The organism is Rhodococcus sp. 05-2255-1e (genome assembly GCF_002259025.1).
GTDB classification, from domain to species: Bacteria; Actinomycetota; Actinomycetes; order Mycobacteriales; family Mycobacteriaceae; genus Rhodococcoides; species Rhodococcoides fascians.
Genome location: NZ_NOZE01000010.1, coordinates 216,932 through 243,695 on the forward strand (window position 1 = coordinate 216,932; position 26,764 = coordinate 243,695).

Genomic DNA, 26,764 nt, shown 5'->3' on the forward strand with positions numbered 1-26,764 from the left:
CGCCAATTGTCAAGGTAGTGGCCAAGATTCGATCGACCGTCCTCTACCTGGGGGAATATACGCTCGTGCGTGCCGATGTCCGTTTCGGCGTTTGTCTGCTGGTCATTGCGCTCGCTAACGTTGCTGCAATGACGGTTGCGCAAGGTCCAGAATCGCCCGAGTCGTCACCCCAGATCCCGAAATGGGGCCAGCGCCACGTACAGCGTCTGCGGCGTGACGCATTCTTCAAACGTATGCGTCGCAAGCCGGCGATGTCGGAAGAGAGCATCACAGTCGTGGACCAGCCCATGCTCAAGCGGGCCGTGTCTGCAGCGGCACTGGGCAACACGATGGAATGGTTCGACTTCGGTGTGTACGGCTATCTGGCCGCGACACTGGGCAAGGTGTTCTACCCGGACGCGTCACCCGCAGTCCAGTTGCTGTCGACCTTCGCCACGTTCGCGGCCGCGTTCGTAGTACGGCCACTCGGTGGACTCTTCTTCGGCCCTCTCGGCGACCGCATCGGACGCCAGAAGGTCCTGGCCGCCACCATGATCATGATGTCGATCGGTACGTTGGCCGTCGGCCTGATTCCCAGCTACGACTCGATCGGAATCTGGGCTCCCATCCTGCTGCTCGTCGCCCGCCTGGTTCAGGGATTCTCGACCGGTGGTGAATACGGCGGTGCCACGACCTTCATCGCCGAATACTCACCCGACAAAAGACGTGGTTTTCTCGGCAGTTGGCTCGACTTCGGCACTTTCGTCGGATACGCGATGGGGTCCGGATTGGTGACGATTCTCAATGCGGTACTGGGCGACGCCACCATGATCGAATGGGGCTGGCGCATACCGTTCTTCATTGCCGGACCGATGGGCATCATCGGTTTGTACCTGCGCCTCAAGCTCGAGGACACCCCCGCGTTCCGCAAGCAACTCGACGAGCACGACTCGAAGGTCAAGGCGCAGGAGACCGGACGCAGCTCGATCGGAAAGATCTTCACGGTCCATTGGAAAGCACTGCTCATCTGCATGGGAATCGTGTTGCTGTACAACGTCACCAACTACATGGTGACCTCGTACCTGCCCACGTACTTCACCGAGGTCGTCGGTCGCAGCCAGCTCAGCGCCGATCTGTTGGTGCTGTCCGCGATGGTCGTGGTCGTGTCCATCATCGTGGCCGTCGGTCGGCTGACCGACCGAATCGGCCGCAAGCCGGTGTTCGTGTTCGGTGCCATCGGACAGATAGTCCTGGCCATCCCGTGCTTCCTGCTGATTCAGCGCAGCGGATGGATCGGGCCTCTGATTGCGTGCCTGCTGCTGGGAGTGGTGTTGGCGTGCTTCGCCGCACCCAGCGCCTCCACCTTGCCTGCACTGTTCCCGACGCGCGTGCGCTACGCCGCACTGTCGATCGGATTCAACCTGTCGGTGTCGATCTTCGGCGGCACCACACCGCTGGTCACCTCGGCCCTGGTCAGTTCCACCGGCAGCACCATGATCCCGGCCTACTACCTGATCATCAGCGGCGTCATCGGTCTGATCGCCGTCGGTTTCCTCCGCGAGTCGGCTACTCAGCCGCTCGATGGTTCTCCGCCCCAGGTGGATTCGACCGAGGAGGCCAAGGATCTGTACACCGAGGCTTCTGCGCTGACCGGGAGTAGCTCCGCAGACCGGTCAGCGCGGTAACCAACCGGCCTCGTCGCTACCCCAGACGTGAGCCGGGTACGCGTAGTCGGAGTAGCAGTCGAACACCGGTCGCGCTGCCGTCACCGAGCCGTGCGTGACCACGCACTCGGGTGGCGGTAGCGCGGCGGGGCCGTGTTCGGGGTCGCGCCCGGGAAGACCGGTCAGCCACGCCGCCGTTGCTGCGAGCGCTACGTCGACCGGTGCCGCAGTGCCCGACCCTTCTACGCGCGCCGCCAGTTCCGAGACGATTCCGGCAGCCAGCAGATAACCGCTCGCATGATCGAGCGCCTGAGCCGGAAGCCGACCGGGCCGACCGTCCCGGCCTTCCAGAGCAGAGATACCGCACGCAGCCTGAACGAGGCTGTCGAAGCCCCGCCGCCGCGACCAGGGACCCTCTGTGCCCCATGCGCTGATGCGCCCGTGGACGAGGTCCGCCCGGTGTTCGAGGCCGAAACGATCGAGGGCCCCCGGCCGATACCCGGTGACGAGCACGTCGGCCGAGTCGAGGAGCCCGAGCATCCGATCGAGTCCCTCCGCCGTGTCCAGGTCCAGCAGGGCCGACCGCTTGCCCTGGCCGTTCTCCAGATGCTGCCAGGGCAACTCCGGGTGCCGGGGCGAATCGACACGGAGCACGTCGGCACCGAGAAGTGCGAGAGCGCGCGTAGCGACAGGACCGGCAATCACCCGCGTCAGATCGAGCACCCGGATACCCGCCAACGGGTATTCGGCACCGTGTGGCCGAAGCGACGAAAGCAGCCGGAACGACGGAATGCGCACTCGGGCAGCCGGATCGGCCGCACTTCGTGTAACGACCGGACCGGAGCTCGCGGCAATACCAGCGGGGTGAGCGGACCATTGTTCTTCCGTGCGGACCCGCACGGCCAGAGCGCCCGACGCCGCGCACAGCTCTTCGAGCTCGAACCCGGACATTCCACGGAGTCGATCGCCGAACACGTCGATCGACTCCGCCGAGCCGGCGCCACCGAGGCCCACCACACCGAGCAATGCCTCTCGGTGGTGTGGGTAGTTGGCGTGGGTTCTCACCCAACCGTCGGTCACCGGGAAGAAGCCGGACAGATCGGCGAAACCCTGCACCGGCTCGCCGTCGATCCGCAACACGGTGTCGCCCATGAACGACGCGGCGATACGCGCCATGGACGCTGTCGGCGTCGCCGTCTCGGATTCCGTCGTCACCGATCCCAGCGCGCTTTGCAACTGGGCGACGGCGGTGCCGAGGGCACCGACCGACTCGGCGGCGAGCGCCGCGACCGGAAGTGTCGATGCGAGATATCCAGTCGTGCCCGACGTTCCCTGCACCGCAATCAGTTCCGCTTGGCCCAGATCTCCATACCGGCCGCATTCAGACGGTCCACCAGAACGTCGCCCATGGCCGTCGCGGGAGTGAGAACTCCGCTGGCTTTCGGCAGTGCGTCTCCACCGAGAACCAGCGCGAGTGCGGACTCGGCGAGCATGACCGCCGTCGCCTTGTAGCCGGGGTCGCCGGACGCCTTGACCCGGGCCCGGTATCGCGCCCCGGACGTCGTCAGGGTGTACAGATCGACCGTGAAATGGCCCTTCTCTCGGGCCTTTTCACTGGGGCCGCTACCGGGCTTGGGCAGGATGCGATCGAGCACCTTGCCCGGCAGTACCGTCATGGCCGACACTCCGACGAACAGTCCTGCCGACAACGCACCGGCGAGCACCGGGCTGACGACGGACGAGCCGACGCTCATCACCTCGCTGTACCGGAACTGCTTTCCGTAGGCCCAGTCTCGAAGTGCATTGGTACGCCGCACGACTCGTGTGTTGTACGAGGCCATCACGAACGGAGCCTTCCACCCGCGCAGGCTCGGATCAATCTTCTTCCCGTCGATGAGCACGGTATCGAGTTGGCGGCCGAGCTGGGGCTCGAGGCTTCGATCGGGGCTCAGCGAATACGGACGGGCCGCGATGCGTCGGGCCCGCTTGTCCTTCTTCATGGCCTCGATCTGACCACGGAGCGAGTCGACGGTACCGCCACTGACCCCGCCCGACATCGAGGTGACCACGAGCGTGGTGTCGGTGAGTTCGCCCGCGTTGTCGGCCGTGACGGCCTCGTACAGAGCGTGGACACCGATATCGGACGGAACCGAGTCGAACCCGCACGAGTGGACGATCCTGGCACCGGTACGTTGTGCGATCTCGTGGTTGGTGTCGATGCTCTCGCGAGCGAAGAGCACCTCGCCGGTGAGGTCGACGTAGTCGGTACCGGCCTCGGCGCACGCAGTTGCCAGTGGCATGCCGTACTTGGCATACGGGCCGACCGTCGTGATGACGACTCGGGTCGATTCGGCCATGGATCGCAGCGCAGCGGTGTCGGCGGCGTCGGCTTCGATGACGGGCCAGTTCTGGGCGTTGGGTCCCAGTTCCTTTCGCGCTGCCTCGATGCGTCCGGTGGACCTGCCTGCCAGCGCGATACGGGTGTCGGCAGGCGCGTGTTCGGCGAGGTACTTCGCCGTCAGCTTTCCTACGAATCCGGTGACGCCGTAGACGACGATGTCGTGGGTGCGGTCGGGGCCTGAGGTGAAATCCGAGTCGGACGTAGTCATGGTTACGACACTAACGCGGACGCCGCCGGCAGCGTCGGCTAGTGGGTCCAGGTGTGCACGGGTTCTCCCGTGTCCATCCTGTCCACGTAATCTCCCAACATCCCCGCGAGAGCCTGCTCCCGAGTATCGCCGGCCCGTTCGCGCGCGACGACGGCGGCTCGCTGCCACCCCGAACCCGACTGCTTGGCCAGGCACCGCGCTTCGATAATGCCGAGATAGCGGTCACGTACGGCGGAGTCGACGCCGTACGCGGCGAGACCGGCCTCGGCCATCGGAAGCAATCGGCGCAGTACCAGCTCCTGCGGACTCACCCAGCCGACCTCGGGCCAGTAGAGCATCGAATCGAACCCGCCGCGCGCTGCGGAGTGCACGTTCTCCTCGGCGGCATCGAACGACATCTGCGACCACAGGGGCCGATCGGCATCGGCGAGAGCCCGTACGGTGCCGTAGTAGAACGCGGCATCGGCGAGGGTGTCGACGACTGTCGGTCCGGCAGGCAGAACGCGGTTCTCGAGCCGGATGTGGTGCCCGTCGCCGGATCGATCGTAGATCGGTCGGTTCCACCGGTACACGGTTCCGTTGTGCATCCGCAGTTCCGACAGCGACGGCGTATCACCTCGGGCCAGAGCGGCTTTGGGGTCCTCCTCGCTGCACACCGGGAGCAGGGCGGGGAAGTAGCGCGAGTTCTCCTCGAACAGGTCGAAGATCGAGGTGATCCATCGCTCCCCGAACCACACTCGCGGGCGAACTCCCTGGTTCTTGAGTTCCTGCGGCCTCGTATCGGTGGCCTGCTCGAACAACGGTATGCGGGTCTCGTGCCATAGTGCACGCCCGGCGAGGAACGGCGAGTTCGCGGCGAGCGCAACCTGAACACCCGACAACGCCTGTGCGGCATTCCAATACGACGCGAACTCGTCAGGGGCGACTTGCAGATGCAGTTGGACGGACGTGCAGGCCGCCTCGGGCAGAATCGTGTCGGTCACGATATCGAGATTCTCTGCCGCCGCAGACCCGGGCAGACGCACTCCCGCGATCTTCAGTTCGATGTCCTCACCACGGGCGGCGAAGATCTGCTGGTTCAGTAGGTCGTATCGCGGATTCGCCGACAGCCAGCGGTGTTCGAAGTGTTCCTTCGTCAGAGTCGGGAGCATGCCGATCATGGCAAGTCGACTACCCGAGCCACGGGCCCGCTCGTCGGCAGCATTCAGCGACCGCCGCAGATCCGTCTCCAACTCGGCGATCGACGAGCCCCGCAGCGGTCGAGGATCGACGTTGATCTCGATGTTGAACTGGCCCAGCTCGGTCTGATAATCAGGATCGGCGATGGCATCGAGTACCTCGGCATTGGCCATCGACGGTGCCATGTCCTCGTCTACGAGGTTGAGCTCGATCTCCATGCCGATCTGGGGTTCGCCGACCTGGAACGTCTCGTCGGCCAACATGATGGCCAACGCGTCGAGACAGTCCTGAACCTTCTGCCGAAACTGGTGTCGGTCCTGTCTGGTGAACTTTCGGCGTTCGACATCCTCGCCCATGGTGACCGCCTAACGCTGTGTCTCGGTGCCGTTCGCTCACGCGAGACGGCGTCGTTTCCGAGTATCGCAGCCCGGGGTTGCTCCGGGGCATCCACGTGCAGAATCGCCCGGAGGAACGACCCCGGGGCCGATCGTCACCAGGGCGAGGGCTGGTAATCCTTGAGGAACGAGCCGTACAGATCGACTCCGAGTTCGCCCTGCACGATGGGGTCGTACACACGTGCAGCACCGTCGACCAGGTCCAGCGGCGCATGGAAGCCCTCGTCGGCCAGCCGCATCTTGGTGGGGTGCGGGCGCTCGTCGGTGATCCATCCGGTGTCGACGGCGGTCATCAGGATGCCGCTCTCCACCATCTCCTTGGCACTGGTGCGGGTCAGCATGTTCAATGCCGCCTTGGCCATGTTGGTGTGCGGATGCCCCGGGCCCTTGTATGCCCGACCGAACTGACCCTCCATGGCAGAAACGTTGACCACGTACTTGCGTCGAGCCTCCGACGCCTCCATCGACGCGCGCAGGCGCGAGACGAGAATGAACGGTGCCACGGAATTGCACAGCTGCACCTCGAGCAACTCGACCGGATCGACCTGCTCGACGGTGTGAATCCAGCTGTTGGTCTCGGCGAGGTCGGGCACCAGGCCGCCCGCGTCGATCGCCAGTCCGTTCTCGATGCGCTCCGCTGTCACCGAACCCGCCACCATCGCCAGAGACGCGACGTCGTCTGCGCTCAGAGTCGCCGAGACCTGCTGACCGCCGATCGCCGTGGCCGGCAACGAGCTGGCCAACGACGCAGGGTGAGCGTCGCTGGTCTTGCCGAACGTGATCCGTTCCGGCCCGGCACCGTCGGTCAGTGCCGCGGGCAACGGTTCCGCTTCGGCGTCGGCCAGCGCGCTGTACGAGCCGGGGGAGCGCTTGACCGTCTGCGCAGCATTGTTGATCAGGATGTCGAGCGGTCCCTCGGCGGCGACCGAATCGGCAAGTGCCACAACCTGAGCGGGGTCTCGTAGATCGATACCGACGACGCGCAGGCGGTGCAACCACTGATCGCTGTCGTCCATCGCAGCGAACCGGCGCACGGCATCGTTGGGAAAACGCGTGGTGATCGTCGTGTGTGCGCCGTCGCGGAGCAGCCGAAGGGCGATGTACATGCCGATCTTCGCCCGACCTCCGGTCAGCAGTGCTCGCCGGCCGGACAGGTCGGTTCGTGCGTTGCGTTTGCCGCGGTTGAGCGCCGCGCACTCGGGACACAGCTGGTGGTAGAACGAATCGACATCGGTGTAGCGCTGCTTGCAGATATAGCACGGGCGCGCCCTGATCAAGGTGCCCGCGATCTCACCCTCGGCGCGCGAGGTGAGGGACAGACCTGCGGTCTCGTCGTCGATACGATCCGGGGATCCGGTCGCCGTGGCCGCCACGACGGCCCGGTCGGCTGCGCTGACGGCGTTCCGTGCGGCAACGCGTCGAGCACGCTTGAGATCTTTGAACATGGCACCGGACGCCCGCTGGACGGCGATGGAATCCGGATGATTCTTGTCCAGCTCGGCGGCTTGTGCGAGCACCCGCAGACACGTGTCGAGATCGGTGGGGTCGATCGAGTCCATCTTCAGTCTCCTAGCATCGGCCCGGTCGAGCCGTCGACGTGAGAACAACGAAAAAGACCCCGATTCCGAAGAATCAGGGTCAGTTTCGTCTGTCTCAACTCAGATCTTTGAAAATCTTTGTCTGTGAACAACATTCAGACGGTGTCCGAGGGGGGACTTGAACCCCCACGTCCGTTAATAGGACACTAGCACCTCAAGCTAGCGCGTCTGCCATTCCGCCACTCGGACATGTGCGACCGTTGCCGCATATTCTCTTGTTGCTCTCACAGCTGGTCGCTGTGCGCTGCGTAAGATTATCCGACGGGTTCCCGATAACCCAAATCCCCACGTCAGTTCATGCGTCGAGCGGTTTTCGGTGGTGCCCCGACCCCTCGGTGATGGTAGGAACGACGATGTGGCAAACGATTCGAACGATCCCGAAGTGAGCAATGCCCGAAGCCGAGGAGAACGCGCTCCCACCGTCGCTCTCGACGAAGTGGTGGAGCTGGTCAGCTCTCTGATCAGGTTCGACACCTCGAACACCGGCGAACTCGACACCACGGTCGGCGAGAAGGAATGCGCCGAATGGGTGGCGAGCAAGCTCGAAGAGGTGGGGTACGAGACCGAGTACGTCGAATCCGGTGCCCCCGGACGCGGCAACGTCTTCGCCTGGCTGCGCGGCGCCGACTCGTCCCGTGGAGCTCTGCTCGTGCACGGACACCTCGACGTCGTCCCGGCCGAGCCGGCCGACTGGAGTGTGCACCCGTTCTCCGGAGCCGTCGAAGACGGCTACGTCTGGGGTCGAGGTGCCGTGGACATGAAGGACATGGTCGGGATGGCACTGGCGCTGGCCCGCCAGTTCAAGTCGAACGGCACGGTTCCGCCCCGCGACATCCTGTTCGCGTTCCTCGCCGACGAGGAGGCGGGCGGCAAGTACGGATCGCACTGGCTGGTCGACAACCGACCGGATCTGTTCGAGGGCGTGACGGAGGCAGTCGGCGAGGTCGGTGGGTTCTCTCTGACGGTCGCTCGACCGGACGGCACCGAGAAGCGGCTGTACATGGTCGAAACCGCCGAGAAGAGTCTGGCGTGGATGCGGCTGACCGCAAAGGCGCGGGCCGGACACGGATCGTTCCTGCACGACGACAACGCCGTGACCTATCTGGCCGAGGCCGTCGCGAAACTGGGCAATCACACATTCCCCCTGGTGCTCACCGAGTCGGTATCGCAGTTCTTGCAGGCGGTCTCCGAGGAATCCGGACTCGACTTCGATCCGACGTCACCGGACATCGACGGCACGCTGCTCAAACTCGGCAGCATCGCCCGCATCGTCGGCGCGACCCTGCGCGACACGGCGAACCCCACGATGCTCTCGGCCGGCTACAAGGCCAACGTGATCCCGCAGACCGCGACGGCCGTGGTGGATTGCCGCGTGCTGCCCGGACGCCAGGCCGCCTTCGAGAAGGAGGTCGACGAACTGATCGGCCCGAATGTCGAACGGGAATGGATCACCAAGCTGGAACCGTACGAGACCACGTTCGACGGGGATCTCGTCGACGCGATGAACGACGCCGTCCTCGCGCACGACCCCAACGGCCGAACTGTTCCGTACATGTTGTCCGGCGGCACCGACGCAAAAGCGTTCGCGCGCATAGGCATTCGCTGCTTCGGGTTCGCCCCGCTCAAGCTTCCGCCGGAACTCGATTTCGCGGCGTTGTTTCACGGCATCGACGAACGAGTACCCGTGGAATCGTTGGAGTTCGGCACACAGGTGCTCGAGCACTTCTTGATGCACAGCTGATACGAAAGGAACCATCGTGGCGTACAACCCATACGACTCGCTTCCGGACCTACCGTCCTTCGAGTTGACGTCCGAGGATGTGGAGGACGGCAAGCCTCTGAAGGCACAGCAGGTCAGCGGAATCATGGGAGCCGGTGGACACGACAACTCCCCGCAGCTGTCCTGGTCCGGATTTCCCGAGGGCACCAAGAGCTTCGCGGTGACGGTCTACGATCCCGACGCCCCGACCGCCTCGGGTTTCTGGCACTGGGCCGTGGCGAACATTCCGGTCGAGACCACGTCGCTGGTCTCGGGAGCAGGCGACGACGGTGGAACCGGGGTGCCCAGCACAGCGGTGACGCTGAAGAACGACGCGGGCCTGTTCCGGTACATCGGGGCGGCCCCGCCCGCAGGCCACGGCCCGCACCGCTACTTCATCGCGGTGCACGCCGTGGACGTCGATCGGCTCGAGGTCGACGAGACGGCGACCCCGGCGTACCTCGGGTTCAACCTGTTTTCGCACGCCATCGGACGTGCCGTGATCACGGGTACCTACGAGGCCTGACTGCGGTCCCGTCGTGCGCGTTCTGCGTAGCCCTAGCTACGCAGAACGCGCACGACGAGGGGCTGTCAGAGCGTGTTCTCCGAACCCACTGCGTCGGAGAGCGTGGCGAATCCGTGCTGCTCGAGTCTCGACGCCAGACCACGGTTGATGTTTCTGATCCACAGCGGTCCGCCGTAGATGAACCCGGTGTATCCCTGCACCAGTGACGCACCGGCGACGATGCGCTCCCAGGCCTGCTGCTCCGTTTCGATTCCTCCCACCGAGATCAACGTCAGCTGTGTACCGACCCGGCGGTAGAGGCGCCGGATGACGTCGAGCGAGCGAGCTTGCAGGGGAGCACCGGACAGCCCGCCTGCACCGATTGCCGCCACCGCCTCGGCGTCGGTACGGAGTCCCTCGCGAGAGACAGTCGTGTTGGTCGCCACGATGCCGTCGAGGCCGAGTTCGACAGCCAGATCAGCGACGGCGTCGATGTCCTCGTCGGACAGGTCCGGCGCAATCTTGACTAGAACCGGCACCGACACCACCGACTGCACGGCAACCAGAATCGGCCGCAACGATTCGACGGCCTGCAGATCTCGTAGACCCGGCGTGTTGGGGGAGCTGACGTTGACGACGACAAAATCTGCCAGGGGCCCCAGCAACCGGGCGCTGGTGGTGTAATCGGCGGCGGCGTCCGCCGCCTCGACGATCTTCGTCTTGCCGATGTTCGCACCGATGGGAATCCGCGTTCTGCGCGACCGCAGTTTCGCGGCCGCGTACTCCGCACCGTGGTTGTTGAAGCCCATCCGATTGATGATCGCGCGGTCGAGAGGCAGCCGGAACAGACGAGGCGTCGGATTGCCGGGTTGCCCCTGCGCAGTCACGGTGCCGATCTCGGCGAACCCGAACCCCAGCGGGGCCCACGCATCGATGCCATCGGCGTTCTTGTCGAACCCGGCCGCAAGCCCGAGGGGTGCCGGGAATTCGATTCCGAATGCCGTCGAACGCAACCGCGGATCGTCGACGACGAACAGTGCACTTGCCAGCTTGCGAAGCGGAGGAAGCGCCGCAACAGCCCTGAGAACACCGAACGCGAGGTGATGAATCCTCTCCGGTGATACGAGGAACATCAGGCGCAACAGGACGCGGTACAGACGGTCTCCCACGGTCTTCTTTCCGGTCGGTACTTCAGGGTCGGTACTTCAGGGTCGTTGTTCGGAGTCGATCGATGCTGTCGTCGAGCCGTTCAGATTCCGGGCTCCGGCACATGATGGGCGGTTTTCTTGCGCTTGAGCAACACGCGGCGACTTCCGTCGGTGTACAGACGTACCCGAGACAGCTCCCAGCCGCCGAATTCGGCCTGAATCGCGAGCCGCATCGATGCGGTCACGCGAGTGACGTCCGGTGGCAACCGGAGAGGGACGTACTCCCAGTCGTCGGACGGGGACACCTCCCACCCGACGGGCATCTTCGCTCGGCCCGGCATCGAATTCTCGTGTGCGTTCACGTGCCTCCACCATTCTCGAGGGTCGTTCCTGCGGGTACCGTCTCCTGCCGATTCAGCAGGTCAACGGCCCGCGGCGGGGATGCGCTGCAGCCCGTCCCCGGTCGCCGATCCCACGTACAGATCGCCGGTATCCGCGTCGACGGCAACCGAGTTCGGCTGTCGCACAGTGGGCAACCGTTGCGCCTCGACCGGAATTCCGGTGTCGAGTGTGTACCCGACCACCTCGTTGCGAGCAGGCAAGGTGACCCATGCAATACCGGATTGTTCATCGTAGGCGATCGCCCAGGGCGCGGACCCGACCGGAAACCGTTGCCGCATCAGCAGATCGTGCGAGGTGAAGACCAGCAGCTCGGTGCCGGTCGAGTCGGTGACCAGAAGTCGTCCGTACTCGTCGCTGGTCATCTCGGCGGCGCCTTCGCCCGCGCGCAGGGCCACACCGAGTGTGTCGTCGTCGAGGTTCAGATCGGTGATCGAGGTCTGGCGGCGATCGAGTACCGAGACACCGTCCGGTGTGCTGGCCAACGCGTCGGCCGAGGTCACGCCCGGTCCGGAGACGGTGCTCGTCACCTGTCCGGCGGCGTCGAGAATGCGGATACGCCCGGTGGCGTCACCCACCGCCGTGGTGCCGTCGGGTAGATCGGCAGCCGACAGAGTCCGGCCGTCGACCGGAGTATCGGTGCGCTGAGCGTCTGCCACGGTGATCCTCGAGAGAACTCCGTCCATCGGAACCAAGACACTCGAGTCGCGTCCGGCGACCAGCTCTGCAGCGGATCCGCCCAGATCCACCACGCGGGGCTCGCTCGACGCCTCCCCGTCCACCAGGCTCACGGTGGTCGACGCGTCGGTCAGGGCAACCAGAGTGCGCGTTGCAGAATCGAAAGTCAGTGCGTCCACGGGAGCGAAGGCGCGGACGACTCCGGCCGGAGCCACTGCAGTCGCGGGGGACAAGGCAGGCGGCTGCGGCTCGACGGAGATCTCGTCGGCGTTCTCGTCCTCGCTCGAGCAGCCAGCCAAACCGACGAGTGTGACGACGGCGAGCGCGGACGCCACTGCCGTCCTGGCCGTACGTGCCGACGGTGTTCGCATGGAACCGAACCTACTTCCTGTGGTGACTACCCCTGGTAAGGCGCTGCCACATCTGTACCAGCGCGCGTCGAACTCGGCGAAATCGACAGCCCGGGACTCGGTGCCGTTCGTCGGGGGCGCGGAGACGGTAGCGTGTTCGATCGGCATCGAATTCGTGAACGAGCACGACATGGGAGCGGATGTGGGATCCGAAGGAACGCACTTCGTGGTCGAGGAAGTGAATGCGGGTACGCACGCCAACGGCTTCGGCAGAACCGACGACGGACGCGCGTTCGCGTTCAGAGTGCAGCGCAGCACGCTCTACGTGAAGATCTATCGGGCCGATGTCGTGTCGGCCGTGCCGGATCGAACCGAAGTGGACGCCGTCGCCGAGCACTCGGTCACCGAGATCGATCTGACCGACGAACGCAGCATCATCGGGGTGGTTCGTGACGCAGTCGCTCATGCTCAGCAGCTGTCGGATGTGTCACTGCGAGACACGGCAGTCCGGGCCTTCTTCAATCGCGTCAACTCTGCGCTGGAGGGTTTCTGAACCCTGGTCGTTCCGCAGGCTTCACTCCTGCCCCCGCTTCGGGATCACCAGTTGCTCACCGGTGACGGGGTGGTCGAAGACATCGACCGGGTGTCGGTAGATCCGGCCGAGCCGCTCGGCGGTGAGAACCTCCCGGGGCGGTCCCGTAGCCACCAGCTCGCCTGCGTCGAGAATCGCGACCCGATCGGCGTAAGCCGCAGCAAGACCCAAATCGTGCAGTACGACTACCACGGCACGACCGGACGCGGCCAGTGAACGCACCACGGCCATCACCGACTCCTGGTGTCCCACATCGAGCGCCGCGGTGGGTTCGTCGAGCATGATCGTGGCGGTGCGCTGTGCCATGACACGGGCCAACGCGACTCGGGACTGCTCACCGCCGGACAGGGAACCGAACGGACGTCCGGCGAATTCGGACACGTCGCAGGCGGCCATGGCGGCGGCCACCTGCGCGTCGTCCTCGCGTACCGCCGACGTTCCGGTCCACGGAGCTCGGCCCATCCGCACGATCTGCTCGGCGGTGAATGCGAACCCGATCGCGTGCTGTTGCGGGAGCACGGCGCGTCGTCGCGCGAGGTCGACCGGCCGGAAGCGGGACAGTGGTCTCTCGCCGAGCAGTACCGATCCGGAACTGGGCTCGGTGTCTCCGGACAGGACCGACAGCAACGTGGACTTACCCGCCCCGTTCGGGCCCACGAGAGCCAGAATCTCTCCGACGACGACCTCGAGATGCACGTCGTTCAGAACGGCCCGGTCACCGCGGTGTGCGCCGACCCCCACGGCGACCAGGGTGCGTGAACCCGGTGTCGGGTCGGCAGGAATGTCGGAACGGTGTCCACCGAACTTCCCGATCATGCCCAGCCGCCCTGACGAGCCCGGGTGCGGCGCAGCAGCCAGAAGAAGAACGGTGCGCCCGCCAACGAGGTCACCATCCCGAGCGGAAGGTCGACGTTCGCCACGAGCGTCCGCGTGACGAGATCGGCCCCGAGGAGGACCACGCCTCCCGCGAGTGCGCTGGCAGGGATGAGTACCCGGTGCGCCGGACCGAGCACCATGCGCATGGCGTGGGGTACCACCAGACCCACGAACAGGATGATCCCGGTGAACGCCACGCCGGACGCGACGAGCACTGCGACGACCACGATGGCGAACTGTCGCAGGCGCTCGACGTTCACGCCGAGATGGCGCGCCACGTTCTCACCGAGTGCGAGCAGGTCCAGTCGGCGGGCGATCATCGACGACGCTCCGATCCCGACCAAGGCCAGCGGACCGACCACCGCGACCGACTGCCACGTGGCACCGGCGAGGGATCCCAACTGCCAGAAGACGATCTGGTCGCGAGCGGCCGGGCTGGCGACGAACGTGAAGAACGCGATCACACCGCCGGCGAACGCATTGACGGCGACTCCGGTGAGGATGAGGGTCACCACCTCGGTTCGGCCGGCATTGCGAGCCAGGAAGTACACCGCAATCGTGGTGACAAGTCCGCCCACGAAGGCTGCGAGCGCAACGGTCCAGACCCCGGCAAAGCTGCCGCCCAGGACGAAGACCGAGCTCGCACCGACAGCCGCGCCCGACGACACGCCGACGACACCGGGTTCGGCGAGAGGGTTGGCGAACACACCCTGGAGCAGTGCGCCCGCGCATCCCAGACAGGCACCGACGAGCATCGCGAGGGTCAGCCGAGGAAACCGGACCTGCCAGAGGGTCACCTCGCCGCTGGGGTGAGCGGGGATCGGGCCGATGTCGAGGCCCACCCGATGCGTCAGACTCCCCAGAACTTCCGCCGGAGTCGTCGGTACCTGCCCTACGACAGCCGACACCAAGGCCAGAACCAGCAGCGCGACCGCCAGCGCGACGAACGTCGAGACCACTCGCGTCGTACCCGACCGCCACCGTGCAGACGACACGTCGCTCATGAGGCAGGTTCGTAGACGGCCTTCGACAATGCAGCCAGCACCTTTCCGGTGTTCGGACCGAAACTGAGAACGGTGCCGTCGTCCATGTCGACCACCCGACGCTGCTGGCCGGCGGGCGTCTGCGCGATACCGGGTATCTGCTCTAGCCCGTCGATCCCGCCGATCGATTGCAGCCCCTTCGTCATCATGAGAATCACGTCGGGTGCCGCAGCGATGAGTGCCTCACTGGTCACCGGGACGAACTGTTCGGTCAGACCCGATTCGACCCCTGCATCCCGAGCACCGATCGCCTCGATGAGAGCGTCCGCTCCGGAACCCGGACCGGCGAGCATCTTGATCGCCGGACCACGCATGTACAAGAACGCAACCTTCAGCGGCGCGTCGGATCGAGGCGCGTTCTGTGTCGCGGCGGCAATCTCTTCGGTTGCCCGTTGCGCCAATGCGGAACCGGCGTCGGGAACCCCGAGAGCCGCCGCAACAGCGTCGATCTGTCCTGCTACCCCGGTCAGAGTTCGAGCGGGGTCGAAGTAGACGACCGGAATTCCCGCGGCCCGAATCTGATCCTGGACAGCGCGCGGGCCGATACTGGTGTCGGTCAGGACGACCGTCGGCGACAGCGCGAGAATGCCTTCGGCACTGAGCGAGTGGCCGGTAGGGGTGACGTCGGGTACGTCTGCTGCCGCGGGAAACGACGCCGAGGTGTCGCGCCCGACGAGATTGTCGCCGAGTCCGAGCGCGAACACCGTTTCGGCGAGGGTGCCGTACTGGTCGGCCGCCACGATCCTGCTGTTGTCCGAAATCGTGACGGGCACGCCGTCGAAACCGGTGACGGTGACCGGTAGTTCGGCAGCCGGATCGACCGCGATTGGCTCCGGATCGGGGTCGTCGACAACGGCGGTGCGGGGGCCGATCGTGCCGGAGTCCGGTGCCGCAGAGTTGTTCACCGAACACGACACCAGCAGTCCGGCCGTCAGCAGCGCGGCGGCGAGGCGTTTGACGATCACGACCATAGGTTAGCCTGTCCGACCTTCAGGTGACCTCACCCCAGGCCGAGCAGCACCTGCGATCAACCGCTGACGTCGTCCAGGGCCGACGTGATGGCCGCCGGCAGCTCGAGCTCCTCGGCCATCAGAGCACCCATCAACTGGGCCAGATCGCGGGCACCGACGATCGCACTGCTCACCCCGGGACGATCACGGGCCCACGCAAGGGCGACGACCAGGGGAGAGGTGGCAAGACCATCGGCGGCCGTGACCGCCGCATCGACGACACCTACCGCCGAGTCGGTCAGGTACGCATTCACCGCGTCGGCGTGTAGCTCGTCGGCCCCGCGCGAATCGGCCGGAATCCCGTTGCGGTACTTACCCGTCAGGACACCACCCGCCAGGGGAACCGCCGCGAGGATGCCGATGCCGTGGTGCAGGGCGGCGGGAACCAGTTCGTCCTCGATCCCACGGGCCAACAGTGAGTACTCTGCCTGCGTCGACACGATCCGTCCGATACCGGCCGCACCGGCAGCCGTGGCCAACTGCCAGCCCAGATACCCGCGGGCACCGGTGTAGCGAACCCGTCCACTCGAGACGGCGTAGTCGAGTGTCGCCGCCACCTCGTCGACCGGGGTCATCGGATCCCACGTGGCCACCTGCCACAGGTCGAGATAGTCGGTACCGAGCTCACGCAGCGTTGCGTCCAACTGACCGAGCAGTCCGCGCCTCGAGCAATCGACGTGATACCGGCCGTACCGCGAACCGACCCCCGCGGCACTGCTGATCACCAAGTCCTGCCGAGGAACCACATCGTCGAGCAACTCCGCGAGTACTCGCTGAGCTCGACCGTCGCCGTACGCCGGAGACGTATCGACCAGGGTGCCGCCCGCCTCGGCGAACGCCGACAACTGCGCCGCAGCGTCGTCCCCATCGGTCCCGCTGCCCCACCCGAGAGTGCCGAGGCCGAGCCTCGACACCCGAAGTCCGCTGGTGCCGACCGATCTCTGCTTCATATGTGCCGAATGTCCTTTTGCCTGTGATCGTCGGGTTCGTACTGGCCTGCCGCCAGTGCACAGTAGTGCGCCGCACCGCTCGGTGTGAAAGTGCCGCGCCGCTTCGCTGTGCTCGGTGCGCAAGTGCCGCGCCGGGTACGGTCGTCCCCGTGAATCGCGAATCCAGGGGGCGGGCACTCGCCCACGCGCCGGCAACAATCGAATCGTCCGCTTCGACGCTGGGACGGGGCGCCGCATGATCGACATGACGTGGCTGCAGGCGATCATCCTCGGCGCAGTCCAGGGACTGACGGAATTCCTTCCCATTTCCTCTTCCGGTCATCTGCGAATCGTGTCGGGGGTGTTCTGGAACGAGGACGCCGGCGCGTCGTTCACCGCGGTGACGCAGCTGGGTACCGAAGCCGCTGTTTTGCTCTTCTTCTGGCGCGACATCGTCAGAATCATCAAGGCCTGGTTCGTCGGATTGCGCAGGAAAGAAGAACGGGGTCTCGACTACCGCATGGGGTGGTACGTGATCATCGCCACCATCCCGATCGGCATTCTGGGTCTGTTGTTCAAGGATCAGATCCGCACCGGTGCGCGCAATCTGTATCTCATCGCGTTCATGCTGATCGCTTTCGCCGTGGTGATCGCCGTCGCGGAGAGGCTGGGTCGCAAGGAACGGCCGATCGAGAAACTCACCACCAGGGACGGCATCGTCATGGGCCTCGCTCAATGCCTGGCGCTGATTCCCGGAGTGTCCCGCTCCGGAGCCACCACCAGCGCCGGCCTGTTCCTCGGACTCGAACGCGAAGCTGCAGTGCGCTTTTCGTTCCTGCTCGCCATCCCGGCCGTCACGGCGTCCGGCTTGTTCTCGCTGCCCGACGCCTTCGAGCCGGTCGGCTCCGGCCTCGCCGCGTCGGGACCACAGCTGCTGGTGGCCACGATCATCGCGTTCGGCCTGGGTTATGCCTCGATCGCCTGGCTGCTCAAGTTCGTCGCGAACCATTCGCTGTACTGGTTCGTCGGTTACCGCATCGTGCTCGGTGTCGTTGTTCTGGGTCTGCTGGCCGGCGGGGTTGTCTCGGCTACGTGAACCGTTCCTCGTTAGGCTCGGAGCAATGACAGTCATCTTGCTTCGCCATGGACGTTCGACGTCGAACACTGCGGGCACGCTCGCAGGTCGGAGCGAAGGGGTGGAGCTCGACGACCGGGGCCGCGAGCAGGCACAGGCGGTTGCCGAACGGCTGGGCGTCCTACCGGTCGTGGAGATCGTGCGCTCTCCGTTGTTGCGGTGCGAGCAGACCGTGGAACCGCTGGCCACTCGGTTGGGGCTGACTCCGATGGTCGAAGACAGGATCGTCGAGGTCGACTACGGACAATGGACCGGTCGAACCATCAAGGAGCTGCTGGCCGAGCCGCTGTGGAAGGTCGTTCAGCAGCATCCGTCCGCGGCGGTGTTCCCCGAAGGAGAAGGCTTGGCGACGGTGCAGCAACGCGCGGTCCAGGCGATACGGGAGCACGATGCGCGGCTGGCCGCCCACCACGGCCGGGATGTGCTGTGGGTGGCCTGCTCTCACGGGGATGTGATCAAGTCGGTGCTGTCCGATGCGATGGGTGCCCATCTCGATTCTTTCCAGCGGATCGTTGCCGATCCGGCGTCGATCAGCGTCGTGCGCTACACCTCGACTCGGCCGTTCGTGTTGCGGACCAACGACACCGGATCCGACTTGAGCGTGTTCGTGCCGAAGGCGGAAGAGCCGACGTCCGACGAAGCCGGCGCGAAACCGGACGTTGCAGACTCGTCCGATGCAGTGGTGGGCGGCGGCGCGGGCACCTAGAGATGCCGGTTCGCCGCCGATCTCCCGATCGGTGGCAGGCTGGAGGGCGAGCAATACCGTCCACGGTCGATCTGTGGCCGATAATGGAAGTTCGCGATTCGTTTCGCGGAGCTTTTCGAGTCGTTAGGAGGTGCAATGCCGCGCGCCATACACGTTTTTCGCACCCCTGATCGTTTCGTCGCCGGGACCGTAGGTGAGCCGGGTGACCGAACGTTCTTTCTCCAGGCGGTGCACGATGCCCGAGTGGTCTCGGTCGCGTTGGAGAAGCAGCAGGTACAGGTGCTGGCCGATCGAATGGGACTGCTGCTCGAGGAGGTGCAGCGTCGCTTCGGTACCGATGTGCCGACCGAGGAGGCCGAGACACTCGACACCAGCCCGTTGGTGACCCCGATCGACACCGAATTCAGGGTCGGCACGATGGGGTTGGGTTGGGACGCCGACGCCAATGCCGTCGTGGTGGAGTTGTTGGCCGTCAGTGAGGTCGAGGTCGACGAATCCGTCGTGCTCGACGATACCGACGAGGGCCCCGACGCGGTTCGAGTGTTTCTGACACCCGTTCAGGCTCGCGAGTTCGCAGCGCGGTCCGAGCTGGTCGTGGCGGCCGGCCGAGCGCCGTGCCCGCTGTGCGGCCTGCCGCTCGCCCCCGAGGGACACGTCTGCATCAGGACGAACGGCTACCGCCGCGGTGCCACCTTCGGTCCGGTGACAGAGGTCGACGAGTCTTGACCGTCGAACTACCTCCCTTCGAGGGCCGCGAGACCATGGAGACCGGCGAGCTGACTGTCGTCGGCCGGGTGGTTTCGGCGTCCAACGCCACCCTCGTGTGCGAGGCGGGCGACGGCGACTCGGCAGTGCGGTGCGTGTACAAACCCGTGCGCGGAGAGGTGCCGCTCTGGGACTTTCCCGACGGCACCCTCGCCGGGCGGGAGGTGGCGTCGTACGAGATCTCAGAGGCGCTCGGGTGGGGCGTGATTCCGCCCACGGTGCTGCGCGACGGTCCGTTCGGTCCCGGCATGGTGCAGAAGTGGATAGATACTCCCGAGGAGCGGGTCGAGGGCCGCGTGGACCTGGTCGACATCTGCCGTCCCGATCTCGTTCCGGCGGGCTGGATTCCGGTGTTGCAGGCCTACGACGGCGATGGCGAAGAGATCGCTTTGATCCATGCCGACGATCCACGCCTGCAGCGGATGGCGGTTCTCGACGTCATTCTCAACAATGCAGATCGCAAGGGTGGGCATGCCCTCGAAGGTCTCGACGGATATGTCTACGGGGTGGATCACGGCATCTGCCTGCACGCCGAGAACAAGCTGCGCACGGTTCTCTGGGGGTGGGCAGGCCAGGCGGTCGACGATGCTCTGATGGCCGACGTCGTGCGGTTCGTCGAGACCTTCGACACCGTCATCGCTCCACGGCTGGTCGACAAGATAACGCTGGCCGAAACCATTGCGGTGTTGGATCGGGCCCAGCAGCTGATCGCGCGCCCGGTCATGCCGGAGCCTCGTTCGAGCAGACCGATACCGTGGCCCGCCTTCTGATCGGGCTCGGATAGGCTCGGCTGCATGCATTCTTGGTCCAGCCCGGAGATCCCGACAATCCCAGGACAGGGTCCAGCGCTTCGATTGTTCGACACAGCCGACCGCCAGGTCCGTCCCGTCACCCCGGGTTCGACCGCCCGCATGTACGTCTGCGGAATCACCCCGTACGACGCCACCCACCTGGGACATGCGGCAACGTATCTGACGTTCGATCTGATCAACCGCTTGTGGCGTGATGCGGGTATCGACGTGCACTACGTGCAGAACGTCACCGATGTCGACGATCCACTGTTCGAGCGCGCGAATCGTGACGGTGAGGATTGGCGCGATCTCGGTGCGCGCGAGATCGAACTGTTCCGCGCCGACATGGAAGCTCTGCGGGTCGTGCCTCCGCACGACTACATCGGTGCCGTCGAGTCGGTGGAGGAAGTTGTCGAACTGGTGGAGAAGCTGGTGGCGTCCGGCGCTGCCTACGTCGTCGACGACGCCGAGTACCCCGACGTGTACTTCCGTGCCGACGCCACCGAGCAGTTCGGCTACGAATCCGGTTATGACCGCCCCACCATGGATACGTTCTTCGCCGAACGCGGCGGAGATCCCGATCGTGCGGGCAAGCGCGATTCACTCGATGCGCTGCTGTGGCGCGCGGTACGTCCCGGCGAACCGTCGTGGCCGTCGCCGTGGGGCCCCGGCCGACCGGGCTGGCACATCGAATGCGCGGCCATTGCACTGAACCGCATCGGAACCGGGTTCGACATCCAGGGCGGCGGAAGCGATCTCATCTTCCCGCACCACGAGTTCTCGGCGGCACACGCCGAGGCGGCAACCGGTGACCCTCGGTTCGCCCGGCACTACGTGCACACGGGAATGATCGGTCTCGACGGCGAGAAGATGTCGAAGAGCCGCGGCAACCTGGTGTTCGTCTCGAAGCTCCGCGCACAGAACGTCGATCCGGCCGCAGTGCGGCTGGGCCTGCTCGCGGGCCACTACCGGCAGGATCGGCCGTGGTCCGACGAGGTCCTCGAGCGAGCACACACCCGCCTCGCGCTGTGGCGTCGAGCAGCGGCGCTCGAGTCCGCAGCGTCGGCCGACGACGTCGTCAACCGCCTGCGTCAGCATCTGGCCGATGACCTCGACACACCCAAGGCTCTCGACGCCCTCGACGCGTGGGCAAGTTTCGCAGTCGAGCGCGGTGGATCGGATGCGAGCGCACCCGGCACTTTCGCCGATGCGGTCGATGCGCTGCTCGGAGTTCCGCTGCGTTAGTCCGCGGCCCCCAGGCGTAGATCCGCCAGCAGATCCGGGATCAGGCGTTCTTCCATGACCGCTCGTCCCGAATCTCGCAGTGCAGCAGCCAGTTCCGGGTCCCACGGAGTGTCCGTGGGATGCCCCTTCAGTGGTTCCGAGTTGCGCGCGTCCAGTGCGCGGCGGTACGAGTCGACGTCCATTCGCCACGGCACCGCGTCGTACCGGGCGAGTGCGCGGGTCACCATGTGCATTCCGGCCCAGTCGAAATCGGCACGCCATTCGATCGTGGTGCCGGGGGCGCGCGCAGCCAGCAGCCGATGCACTGCGGCCGAGGGCTGACCGTCGGTGCAGATCAAGCTGGCACAGTTCGAGCCGAGAGAGCGGGCTGCGGCCGCGAGCACAGCGACGTTCTCGCACACGAACACGGTCGACGAGCTGTTGGTGAGAGGGCCGCGCGCGAGCATGTCCACGGTGACGGGAAAGGGCACGCCCTCGTCGGCTGCTTCGTTGAGCCAGCGAGCCACGGAGTGCGTCTCTGCGACGCGGTAGCCGAGAACCAGTACCCGGCTCGACACGGCGTCGACCGACACTCCTGCTGTTTCCCACAGCGCTCTGATCCCCACTGGATCGACGGGTCGAGGCACGTTCTCGCGCAACGACAATGCATCGAGGACGAGTTTCGCGGCACCGCCGCCCGTGAGGGCCTTGGTATCACCGGTGGCCAGTTCCGCCAGCTCGGTGAGCGACATCCCGTCCACCGGAAGCAGCGCCAGTACTTGCGTTGCGACCCCGAGTGCGTCGACGGCGACGCGGCCGCCGAGGGTGCCGTCCTGATTGAGCAACGACGCGATCCAGTGCTCGATCCACTCGCGATCGGTACCACCGCCGAGCGCCGCACGCGCCCGGTCGAGTGCATCGGCGCGCACCTGAGCCTTGTCGGCCGCAATGCGCTTCTTGTCCTGCAGCGGGGCCTGACCGGCGAGGGTGTCGATCAGACCGATACCGCCGTTGAGCGGATGGCTCAACCACGCGTCGAACCGCTCGAGATCGAGACGGGTGCTCCGTGCCCGAGAGTGCAGGCTGGAGTTGGACTTCGAGATGGCACTGCACAGACGCCACAGTTCCGGCGCATCACTCAGGTCGACCGTGATGTTGCCGCCGACACGAAGCCAGTTGGACTCCAACTTCTTTCGCGCAGCGTCCAACAGCGCCGCCAATTCGACGCTGCCTCGCCACTCACTGTTACCGGCCAAACTCCAGCCCACCTTCGGTTCGGGTCGGCACCCGGCGGGTCAACGGTGATCCGAGGGCTGCTGCGAGGTCGGTGCCGTCGTGTTCGGCGAACAATTCACCGTTCTCCCACACCAGAAGTGCTGCGCTGACGGTGTTCTCGGCGGTCGAGTGCGCCAAATCGTAGTGTGCGCAACCGGGGACGTCCGCGTAGGTGATCCACAGGTCGTAACCGGTCATGAACAGATCCAGGTCGAATTGCACACTCAGTCCGAGCAATTCGCTACGACCGTTGTCGTCGACACCGGCGAACGCCTCGTCCAGCGCCAGCAACCGCGGCGAATGCGGATCGGCGGACGAGAGCATCACGTGCGCCGCGGCGAACAGCGGCAAATGCAGCGACACCGATTGCTCACCGCCCGAGAGCGCACTGTGACGAGCGACGGTCAGGCGATCCTCGTTGCCGTCGCCGCTGATGAGCGTGAACGCGAACACCCGCCAGCGACGATAGTCCAGTGTCGCGGACAGGATCTCGGGATACGACCGTTCCGGATGTGCCGCACGAGCGATCCTGATCTCCGATGCGAAGTGTGCGCGCATCGCGGCCAGATCGTCCTGGCTCAGCGCCGAGGCATCGCGGTCGAGCAGCTTGGACACTGCCCGCGCCCCGTCGTCGAGGTTGTCCGCGAGCACCCAGTGCACGCCGATCGTATTGCCCGAGGACATACGGCGTTGCTTCATCTCGGCGGACATCTGCGCGATCAGCTCACGCGCGTCGACGGTGCGCTCGTGAATCTGCTGCGCCAACCCGGTCAGCAGCGCGTCTTCGAGAATTCGGCGTTCCTGCTCGGTCAAAAGCAGTTCCTGGTCGGCCCGGGCCGCACCGATGCGGTCGGCGAAGTCTCCGACCGAGGAATAACCCTGCTCGTCCTGCACGCGTACCACCGTCAACCCGTCCGGTGCGTCCCACTGCAGGCGGTAGTCCTGACCGGAAGCGGCCAGTTGCGAGTCGAACTCCTGCAGTGCGCTCGTCAGTGCCGTTCGTGTCGACTTCCGGCTCGAGTCGGTCACTTTCACCGACGCCGTCGCCGTGTCGAGTGCCGAATGCAGCGCGAGCACCACCGGTGGAAGTACCGGGACGTCGTCGTCGGGGCCGGCGGCCTGCTGAACCCGATACAGGATCTGTTCGACCGTCAGCCACGCCGAGTCGCTGGCCGGCCACGTGTACGTCTCGTGCACGCCGAGGATGTGCAGCAGATCCTTGCGGGCGTACGGTGCCAGTCGGACAGCATCCCCCAGGGTCTCGGTCACGGCAGCGCGCAGGCTTTCGAGCGCCGTGTTGCACGCACCCTCGGCCTTGCCGATCGCCTCGCCGGCTTCCTTGTCCGCCTTTCGGGCTGCTCGCTGCTCGGCTCGGCACTTCTCGATGCGATCGCGCGCGTTGTCGAGATCGGTGTTGATCTGTTCGGCCGTGGCACCGAGTTTCTCGCTCAGCAATTCCAGACGCTGCAGCTGTTGCCGATAGCTCTCGTCGGCTATCGCGGCTTCCTCGGCGAGTTCCTCGGCCAGTCCGGTGGCCTCCTCGAGCCGGTTGGTGGCCTCGCGCGCCCGCTCGGTCTCGCGTGCATGATCGCTGCGTTTACGGATGACCGCTGCGCCCTGATGCTCGAAATGGCGAATCGCTGCGGCGAGGGCATCGACATCGCGGCCCAGGTGCGGGGTGCGATGGGCCACGGCGACGGAGCGCAGTTGTTTCTCTTTCGCGGACAGGTCGGCGATTGCCTGGTCGAATTCTCGATCTGCCGCTGCAGACGCATCTTTCGAGGTGCGCAGCGCGCCTGCGGCTGCCGTGACGGCACGTTGCGCCTTCACGATGGCCGAGACTCGGGGGAGCTGCTTGGCGGCCGCGTTCAACGCCTGCACCAGCTCGCGTGCCGCCAGCTCGGCGGCGGTCGCGGTCGCGAGTTCGGCTGTCGCGGAATCGATCGCAGCACCGAGCTCGGCGATGCGCTGCTCTCGCCGACGCGCCCGCGCCGTGGCACCGATGTACTCGGCATCCGGTTTTGCGTGGCGACCCTGCTGCACTCCCTGCCAGTACCGACCGTCGACGCCTATCAAGACAGAACTGTCCGAGAGGTCGTTTCGATCCTGCTGCAATGCAATCGAATTCAGTACATCGAGGATTCGCGATTCCTGGACGGCAGTACCGGGCTCGGGTTCCAGCACGGACGCGAGCGTCGAACCGGTCGGCCTCGCGGCCACCGGTAGCGGCGACAGATATTGCTCCGACGTCGCGTCGACGGGGGAGTCTGCGGTCGGATGAATCCACCCGTCGAGCAGGTTCGCGGCCTGCAGTGCGGATTCGATCCCCGCCGCGTCGGTAGGGGAGACCGCATCGGCAAACCGAACCAGTTGCCACAGCGGTGCGCCCGAGAGATCTGCACGGCTGTCGGTGCGCGCTGCGAACGATGGTGGGGCATCGTCGTGTTCGGCTCGTACCAGGGACAGTTCGCCCCGCAGCGCCTTCACCTCGGCCTCGCGCGCGGCCACGTCGACGCGTGCCTGTGCCTGCCGGGCGCGAATCGCGTCGATACCATCCGAGGTCTGCTCGGCGAGCACGGATTCCAGGCTCGGGGCGTCGTCGTCGCCGATGCCTGCCAGGGCTGCGTCGAGGGCCTCGAACACAGCGGAGGTGATGCCCGCGGAGGAGTAGAGCGACGAGTTGCTCGACCACCAGGCCCGCAGGCCCGAAGCGAACTGCGCCTTCTCCAGGTCCACCGTCGCCTCGGCCTCGGTGACGGCAGCCGCGGCTGCTTCGAGCAACTCGCGCGCCTTCGTTGCGGCCTTCTCCGCGCGAGCGCGTTCCGTCGACGCCTTCTCGACGGTGGCCAGCGCCTCACGCACTGCACGTACGTCGCCGTCCCGTTCCTCGGCGTGCCCACGAAGCGCGGTACTGATCTGGTCACTGCGCGCCGTGCCGGGCAGTGGTGTCCACACGATGCCCGCGTCCTCGGCCGCAGTCTGCAGCTCGTCCTCCGCGCGAGTCACTCCGGCAACGGAGTCCCGGAGTGCCGAATCCGCCCGGGCCGCCTCGGCCGCACGTTGCTCCAGTTCTGCTTGCGCTTTGCGTGCGCGATCGGCCTGCTGCGCCGTCGAGACCTCCAGCTTCGCAGCGGATTCGGCGAGATCGTCCAGTTGCTGCTTGCCCTCGTACGCGCTCGAGCGCTGCAGGGTTTCTCGGTCTGCGACGGCCTGATCGAGCGCACGCTCGGCCTCGTCGAACCGCGTCTCTGCAGCCGCCCGTTCCAGCAGACGCCGGTCCTTCAGGGCGGCGGCGGCGAAGTGTGCGGTGGTCGCGTGCGTCACGGCTTCGAGCCGACGCGAGACTTGCTCGACATCCGAACGGGTCTGTACGCGAAGGTATTTGGAGTAGACCGACACGAAGTTCCTGGCCGCCTGATCGGCTTGGGCCAGTCCCTCCAGCGCGCGTCCGACTTCCTCCATGTCGCTGAAGGAACGTGCTGCCTCGAGCACCAGTTGCTCGTCGAGGGGACGCAGACCGTCGGTCAGCGCCTGGGACAACCCTTTCGGATCGAGATTCTTGGCCAACTGCGGACGGCGAAGTGTCAGAATCAGATTGATCAACTGGTCGTACCGTTGCGCGCCGAGCCCGAACATCCGGGCATCGATCGCGGCGCGGTAGTCGACCGGACGATCGGTCAGTGCATCGCTGCCGAGTTGTTCGGCCAATTGCTTCTTCGTCAGCGGCCGGTCGTCGGAGCCCAACAACGAGAAGTCGACGCCCACTCGGCCGTCGGCCACGAAGTACCAGCGGGTCACCTTGTCGTTGTGGCGGCTCGCCCGCATACCGATTCCGACGGTCACCGATTCGGGGTCCTCGCGCGAGCCGCGGCCGAACTCCATCCACACGTAGGAATGCGCGCTCTCCTGCCCTCGGTAGAGCAGGTTGGACTTCATCGTTCGTTCTTCACCGGCGAACGGGTTGAGTCGGCGCGGCTCGATCCGGCCGTCGAGGACGAAGGGAAACAGCACTTCGAGCGCTTTGGTCTTGCCGGATCCGTTGGGACCACGCAGCACCAATCGACCGTCGGCGAAAGAGAACTCCTGATCCCGGTAATCCCACAGGTTGACGATTCCGGCGCGCGTGGGCCGAAAGCGATTCGAGTGTGCGGTCAT

General features: G+C 65.7%; 22 protein-coding genes and 1 tRNA gene. 9 read left to right on the forward strand and 14 right to left on the reverse strand.

The window, feature by feature from the left end; genetic code table 11:
* Positions 1-233 precede the first annotated feature (233 nt).
* A complete protein-coding gene (gene proP / locus CH262_RS09040) occupies positions 234-1,664 on the forward strand; it encodes a glycine betaine/L-proline transporter ProP (protein WP_370878783.1) in 1,431 nt (476 codons plus the stop codon).
* On the opposite strand, the gene CH262_RS09045 is transcribed toward proP, so the two are convergent.
* The 5 genes from CH262_RS09045 to CH262_RS09065 form a co-directional block, all read right to left on the reverse strand.
* Entirely contained in the window at positions 1,653-2,981 is a 1,329-nt protein-coding gene (locus CH262_RS09045; protein WP_094717473.1) for a CoA transferase, read from the reverse strand. The genes proP and CH262_RS09045 overlap by 12 nt on opposite strands.
* 5 nt (positions 2,982-2,986) lie before the next feature.
* Positions 2,987-4,252 (reverse strand): saccharopine dehydrogenase family protein, encoded by a 1,266-nt coding sequence (locus tag CH262_RS09050; protein ID WP_032370521.1) that lies wholly within the window; start codon positions 4,250-4,252, stop codon positions 2,987-2,989.
* Positions 4,253-4,290: 38 nt separating this feature from the next.
* Positions 4,291-5,787 carry a glutamate-cysteine ligase family protein gene (locus CH262_RS09055; protein ID WP_032370522.1) on the reverse strand — a complete coding sequence of 499 codons (1,497 nt, stop codon included), beginning with the start codon at positions 5,785-5,787 and terminating at the stop codon, positions 4,291-4,293.
* A gap of 134 nt (positions 5,788-5,921) precedes the next feature.
* Positions 5,922-7,385 (reverse strand): SDR family NAD(P)-dependent oxidoreductase, encoded by a 1,464-nt coding sequence (locus CH262_RS09060; protein WP_032370523.1) that lies wholly within the window; start codon positions 7,383-7,385, stop codon positions 5,922-5,924.
* A 142-nt stretch (positions 7,386-7,527) separates the two neighbouring features.
* Positions 7,528-7,613, reverse strand: a tRNA-Leu gene (locus tag CH262_RS09065).
* A 193-nt stretch (positions 7,614-7,806) separates the two neighbouring features.
* Here CH262_RS09065 and CH262_RS09070 point away from each other — a divergent pair.
* Both CH262_RS09070 and CH262_RS09075 read left to right on the forward strand, forming a co-directional pair.
* A complete protein-coding gene (locus CH262_RS09070; RefSeq protein WP_080729261.1) occupies positions 7,807-9,165 on the forward strand; it encodes a M20/M25/M40 family metallo-hydrolase in 1,359 nt (452 codons plus the stop codon).
* Positions 9,166-9,181: 16 nt separating this feature from the next.
* Positions 9,182-9,709: a YbhB/YbcL family Raf kinase inhibitor-like protein gene (locus tag CH262_RS09075; RefSeq protein WP_094717474.1), complete on the forward strand. Its 528-nt coding sequence runs from the start codon at positions 9,182-9,184 to the stop codon at positions 9,707-9,709.
* A gap of 65 nt (positions 9,710-9,774) precedes the next feature.
* Here the strand turns inward: CH262_RS09075 and CH262_RS09080 are convergent, their stop codons facing one another.
* The 3 genes from CH262_RS09080 to CH262_RS09090 all read right to left on the reverse strand — a co-directional run bounded on the left by CH262_RS09080 (position 9,775) and on the right by CH262_RS09090 (position 12,284).
* Positions 9,775-10,845: a quinone-dependent dihydroorotate dehydrogenase gene (locus CH262_RS09080; RefSeq protein WP_094717536.1), complete on the reverse strand. Its 1,071-nt coding sequence runs from the start codon at positions 10,843-10,845 to the stop codon at positions 9,775-9,777.
* Positions 10,846-10,937: 92 nt separating this feature from the next.
* Positions 10,938-11,177 (reverse strand): DUF5703 family protein, encoded by a 240-nt coding sequence (locus CH262_RS09085; protein WP_027497059.1) that lies wholly within the window; start codon positions 11,175-11,177, stop codon positions 10,938-10,940.
* A gap of 81 nt (positions 11,178-11,258) precedes the next feature.
* Positions 11,259-12,284: a hypothetical protein gene (locus CH262_RS09090; RefSeq protein WP_032387359.1), complete on the reverse strand. Its 1,026-nt coding sequence runs from the start codon at positions 12,282-12,284 to the stop codon at positions 11,259-11,261.
* Here CH262_RS09090 and CH262_RS09095 point away from each other — a divergent pair.
* Positions 12,283-12,816: a hypothetical protein gene (locus CH262_RS09095; RefSeq protein ID WP_230591212.1), complete on the forward strand. Its 534-nt coding sequence runs from the start codon at positions 12,283-12,285 to the stop codon at positions 12,814-12,816. The two genes, CH262_RS09090 and CH262_RS09095, sit on opposite strands and share 2 nt — an antisense overlap.
* Before the next feature lie 21 nt (positions 12,817-12,837).
* Here CH262_RS09095 and CH262_RS09100 read toward each other — a convergent pair whose 3' ends face one another.
* The 4 genes from CH262_RS09100 to CH262_RS09115 form a co-directional block, all read right to left on the reverse strand.
* Positions 12,838-13,671 (reverse strand): heme ABC transporter ATP-binding protein, encoded by an 834-nt coding sequence (locus CH262_RS09100; protein WP_032382053.1) that lies wholly within the window; start codon positions 13,669-13,671, stop codon positions 12,838-12,840.
* A complete protein-coding gene (locus CH262_RS09105) occupies positions 13,668-14,735 on the reverse strand; it encodes a FecCD family ABC transporter permease (protein WP_032387360.1) in 1,068 nt (355 codons plus the stop codon). Before CH262_RS09105 ends, CH262_RS09100 begins: the two co-directional genes overlap by 4 nt.
* Positions 14,732-15,736, reverse strand: coding sequence for a heme/hemin ABC transporter substrate-binding protein (locus tag CH262_RS09110; RefSeq protein ID WP_371828767.1), 1,005 nt, complete (start codon positions 15,734-15,736; stop codon positions 14,732-14,734). Before CH262_RS09110 ends, CH262_RS09105 begins: the two co-directional genes overlap by 4 nt.
* A 65-nt stretch (positions 15,737-15,801) precedes the next feature.
* Positions 15,802-16,734: an aldo/keto reductase gene (locus CH262_RS09115; protein ID WP_032365792.1), complete on the reverse strand. Its 933-nt coding sequence runs from the start codon at positions 16,732-16,734 to the stop codon at positions 15,802-15,804.
* A gap of 244 nt (positions 16,735-16,978) precedes the next feature.
* Here CH262_RS09115 and CH262_RS09120 point away from each other — a divergent pair, with 244 nt between their 5' ends.
* From CH262_RS09120 to mshC, 5 genes are all read left to right on the forward strand, one after another.
* Positions 16,979-17,809: an undecaprenyl-diphosphate phosphatase gene (locus CH262_RS09120; protein ID WP_032365850.1), complete on the forward strand. Its 831-nt coding sequence runs from the start codon at positions 16,979-16,981 to the stop codon at positions 17,807-17,809.
* 25 nt (positions 17,810-17,834) lie between these two features.
* Positions 17,835-18,554: a histidine phosphatase family protein gene (locus CH262_RS09125; protein ID WP_027497066.1), complete on the forward strand. Its 720-nt coding sequence runs from the start codon at positions 17,835-17,837 to the stop codon at positions 18,552-18,554.
* A gap of 135 nt (positions 18,555-18,689) precedes the next feature.
* On the forward strand, positions 18,690-19,280 hold the full coding sequence (locus CH262_RS09130; RefSeq protein ID WP_027497067.1) for a DUF3090 domain-containing protein: 591 nt from the start codon (positions 18,690-18,692) through the stop codon (positions 19,278-19,280).
* 35 nt (positions 19,281-19,315) lie between these two features.
* Positions 19,316-20,089, forward strand: a complete 774-nt coding sequence (locus CH262_RS09135; protein WP_167328042.1) for an SCO1664 family protein — start codon at positions 19,316-19,318, stop codon at positions 20,087-20,089.
* Positions 20,090-20,113: 24 nt separating this feature from the next.
* Positions 20,114-21,355 (forward strand): cysteine--1-D-myo-inosityl 2-amino-2-deoxy-alpha-D-glucopyranoside ligase, encoded by a 1,242-nt coding sequence (gene mshC, locus CH262_RS09140; protein WP_032387362.1) that lies wholly within the window; start codon positions 20,114-20,116, stop codon positions 21,353-21,355.
* On the opposite strand, the gene CH262_RS09145 is transcribed toward mshC, so the two are convergent.
* Positions 21,352-22,590 carry a DUF2399 domain-containing protein gene (locus CH262_RS09145; RefSeq protein ID WP_230591214.1) on the reverse strand — a complete coding sequence of 413 codons (1,239 nt, stop codon included), beginning with the start codon at positions 22,588-22,590 and terminating at the stop codon, positions 21,352-21,354. The genes mshC and CH262_RS09145 overlap by 4 nt on opposite strands.
* On the reverse strand, positions 22,580-26,764 hold the full coding sequence (locus CH262_RS09150; protein WP_094717475.1) for a TIGR02680 family protein: 4,185 nt from the start codon (positions 26,762-26,764) through the stop codon (positions 22,580-22,582). Before CH262_RS09150 ends, CH262_RS09145 begins: the two co-directional genes overlap by 11 nt.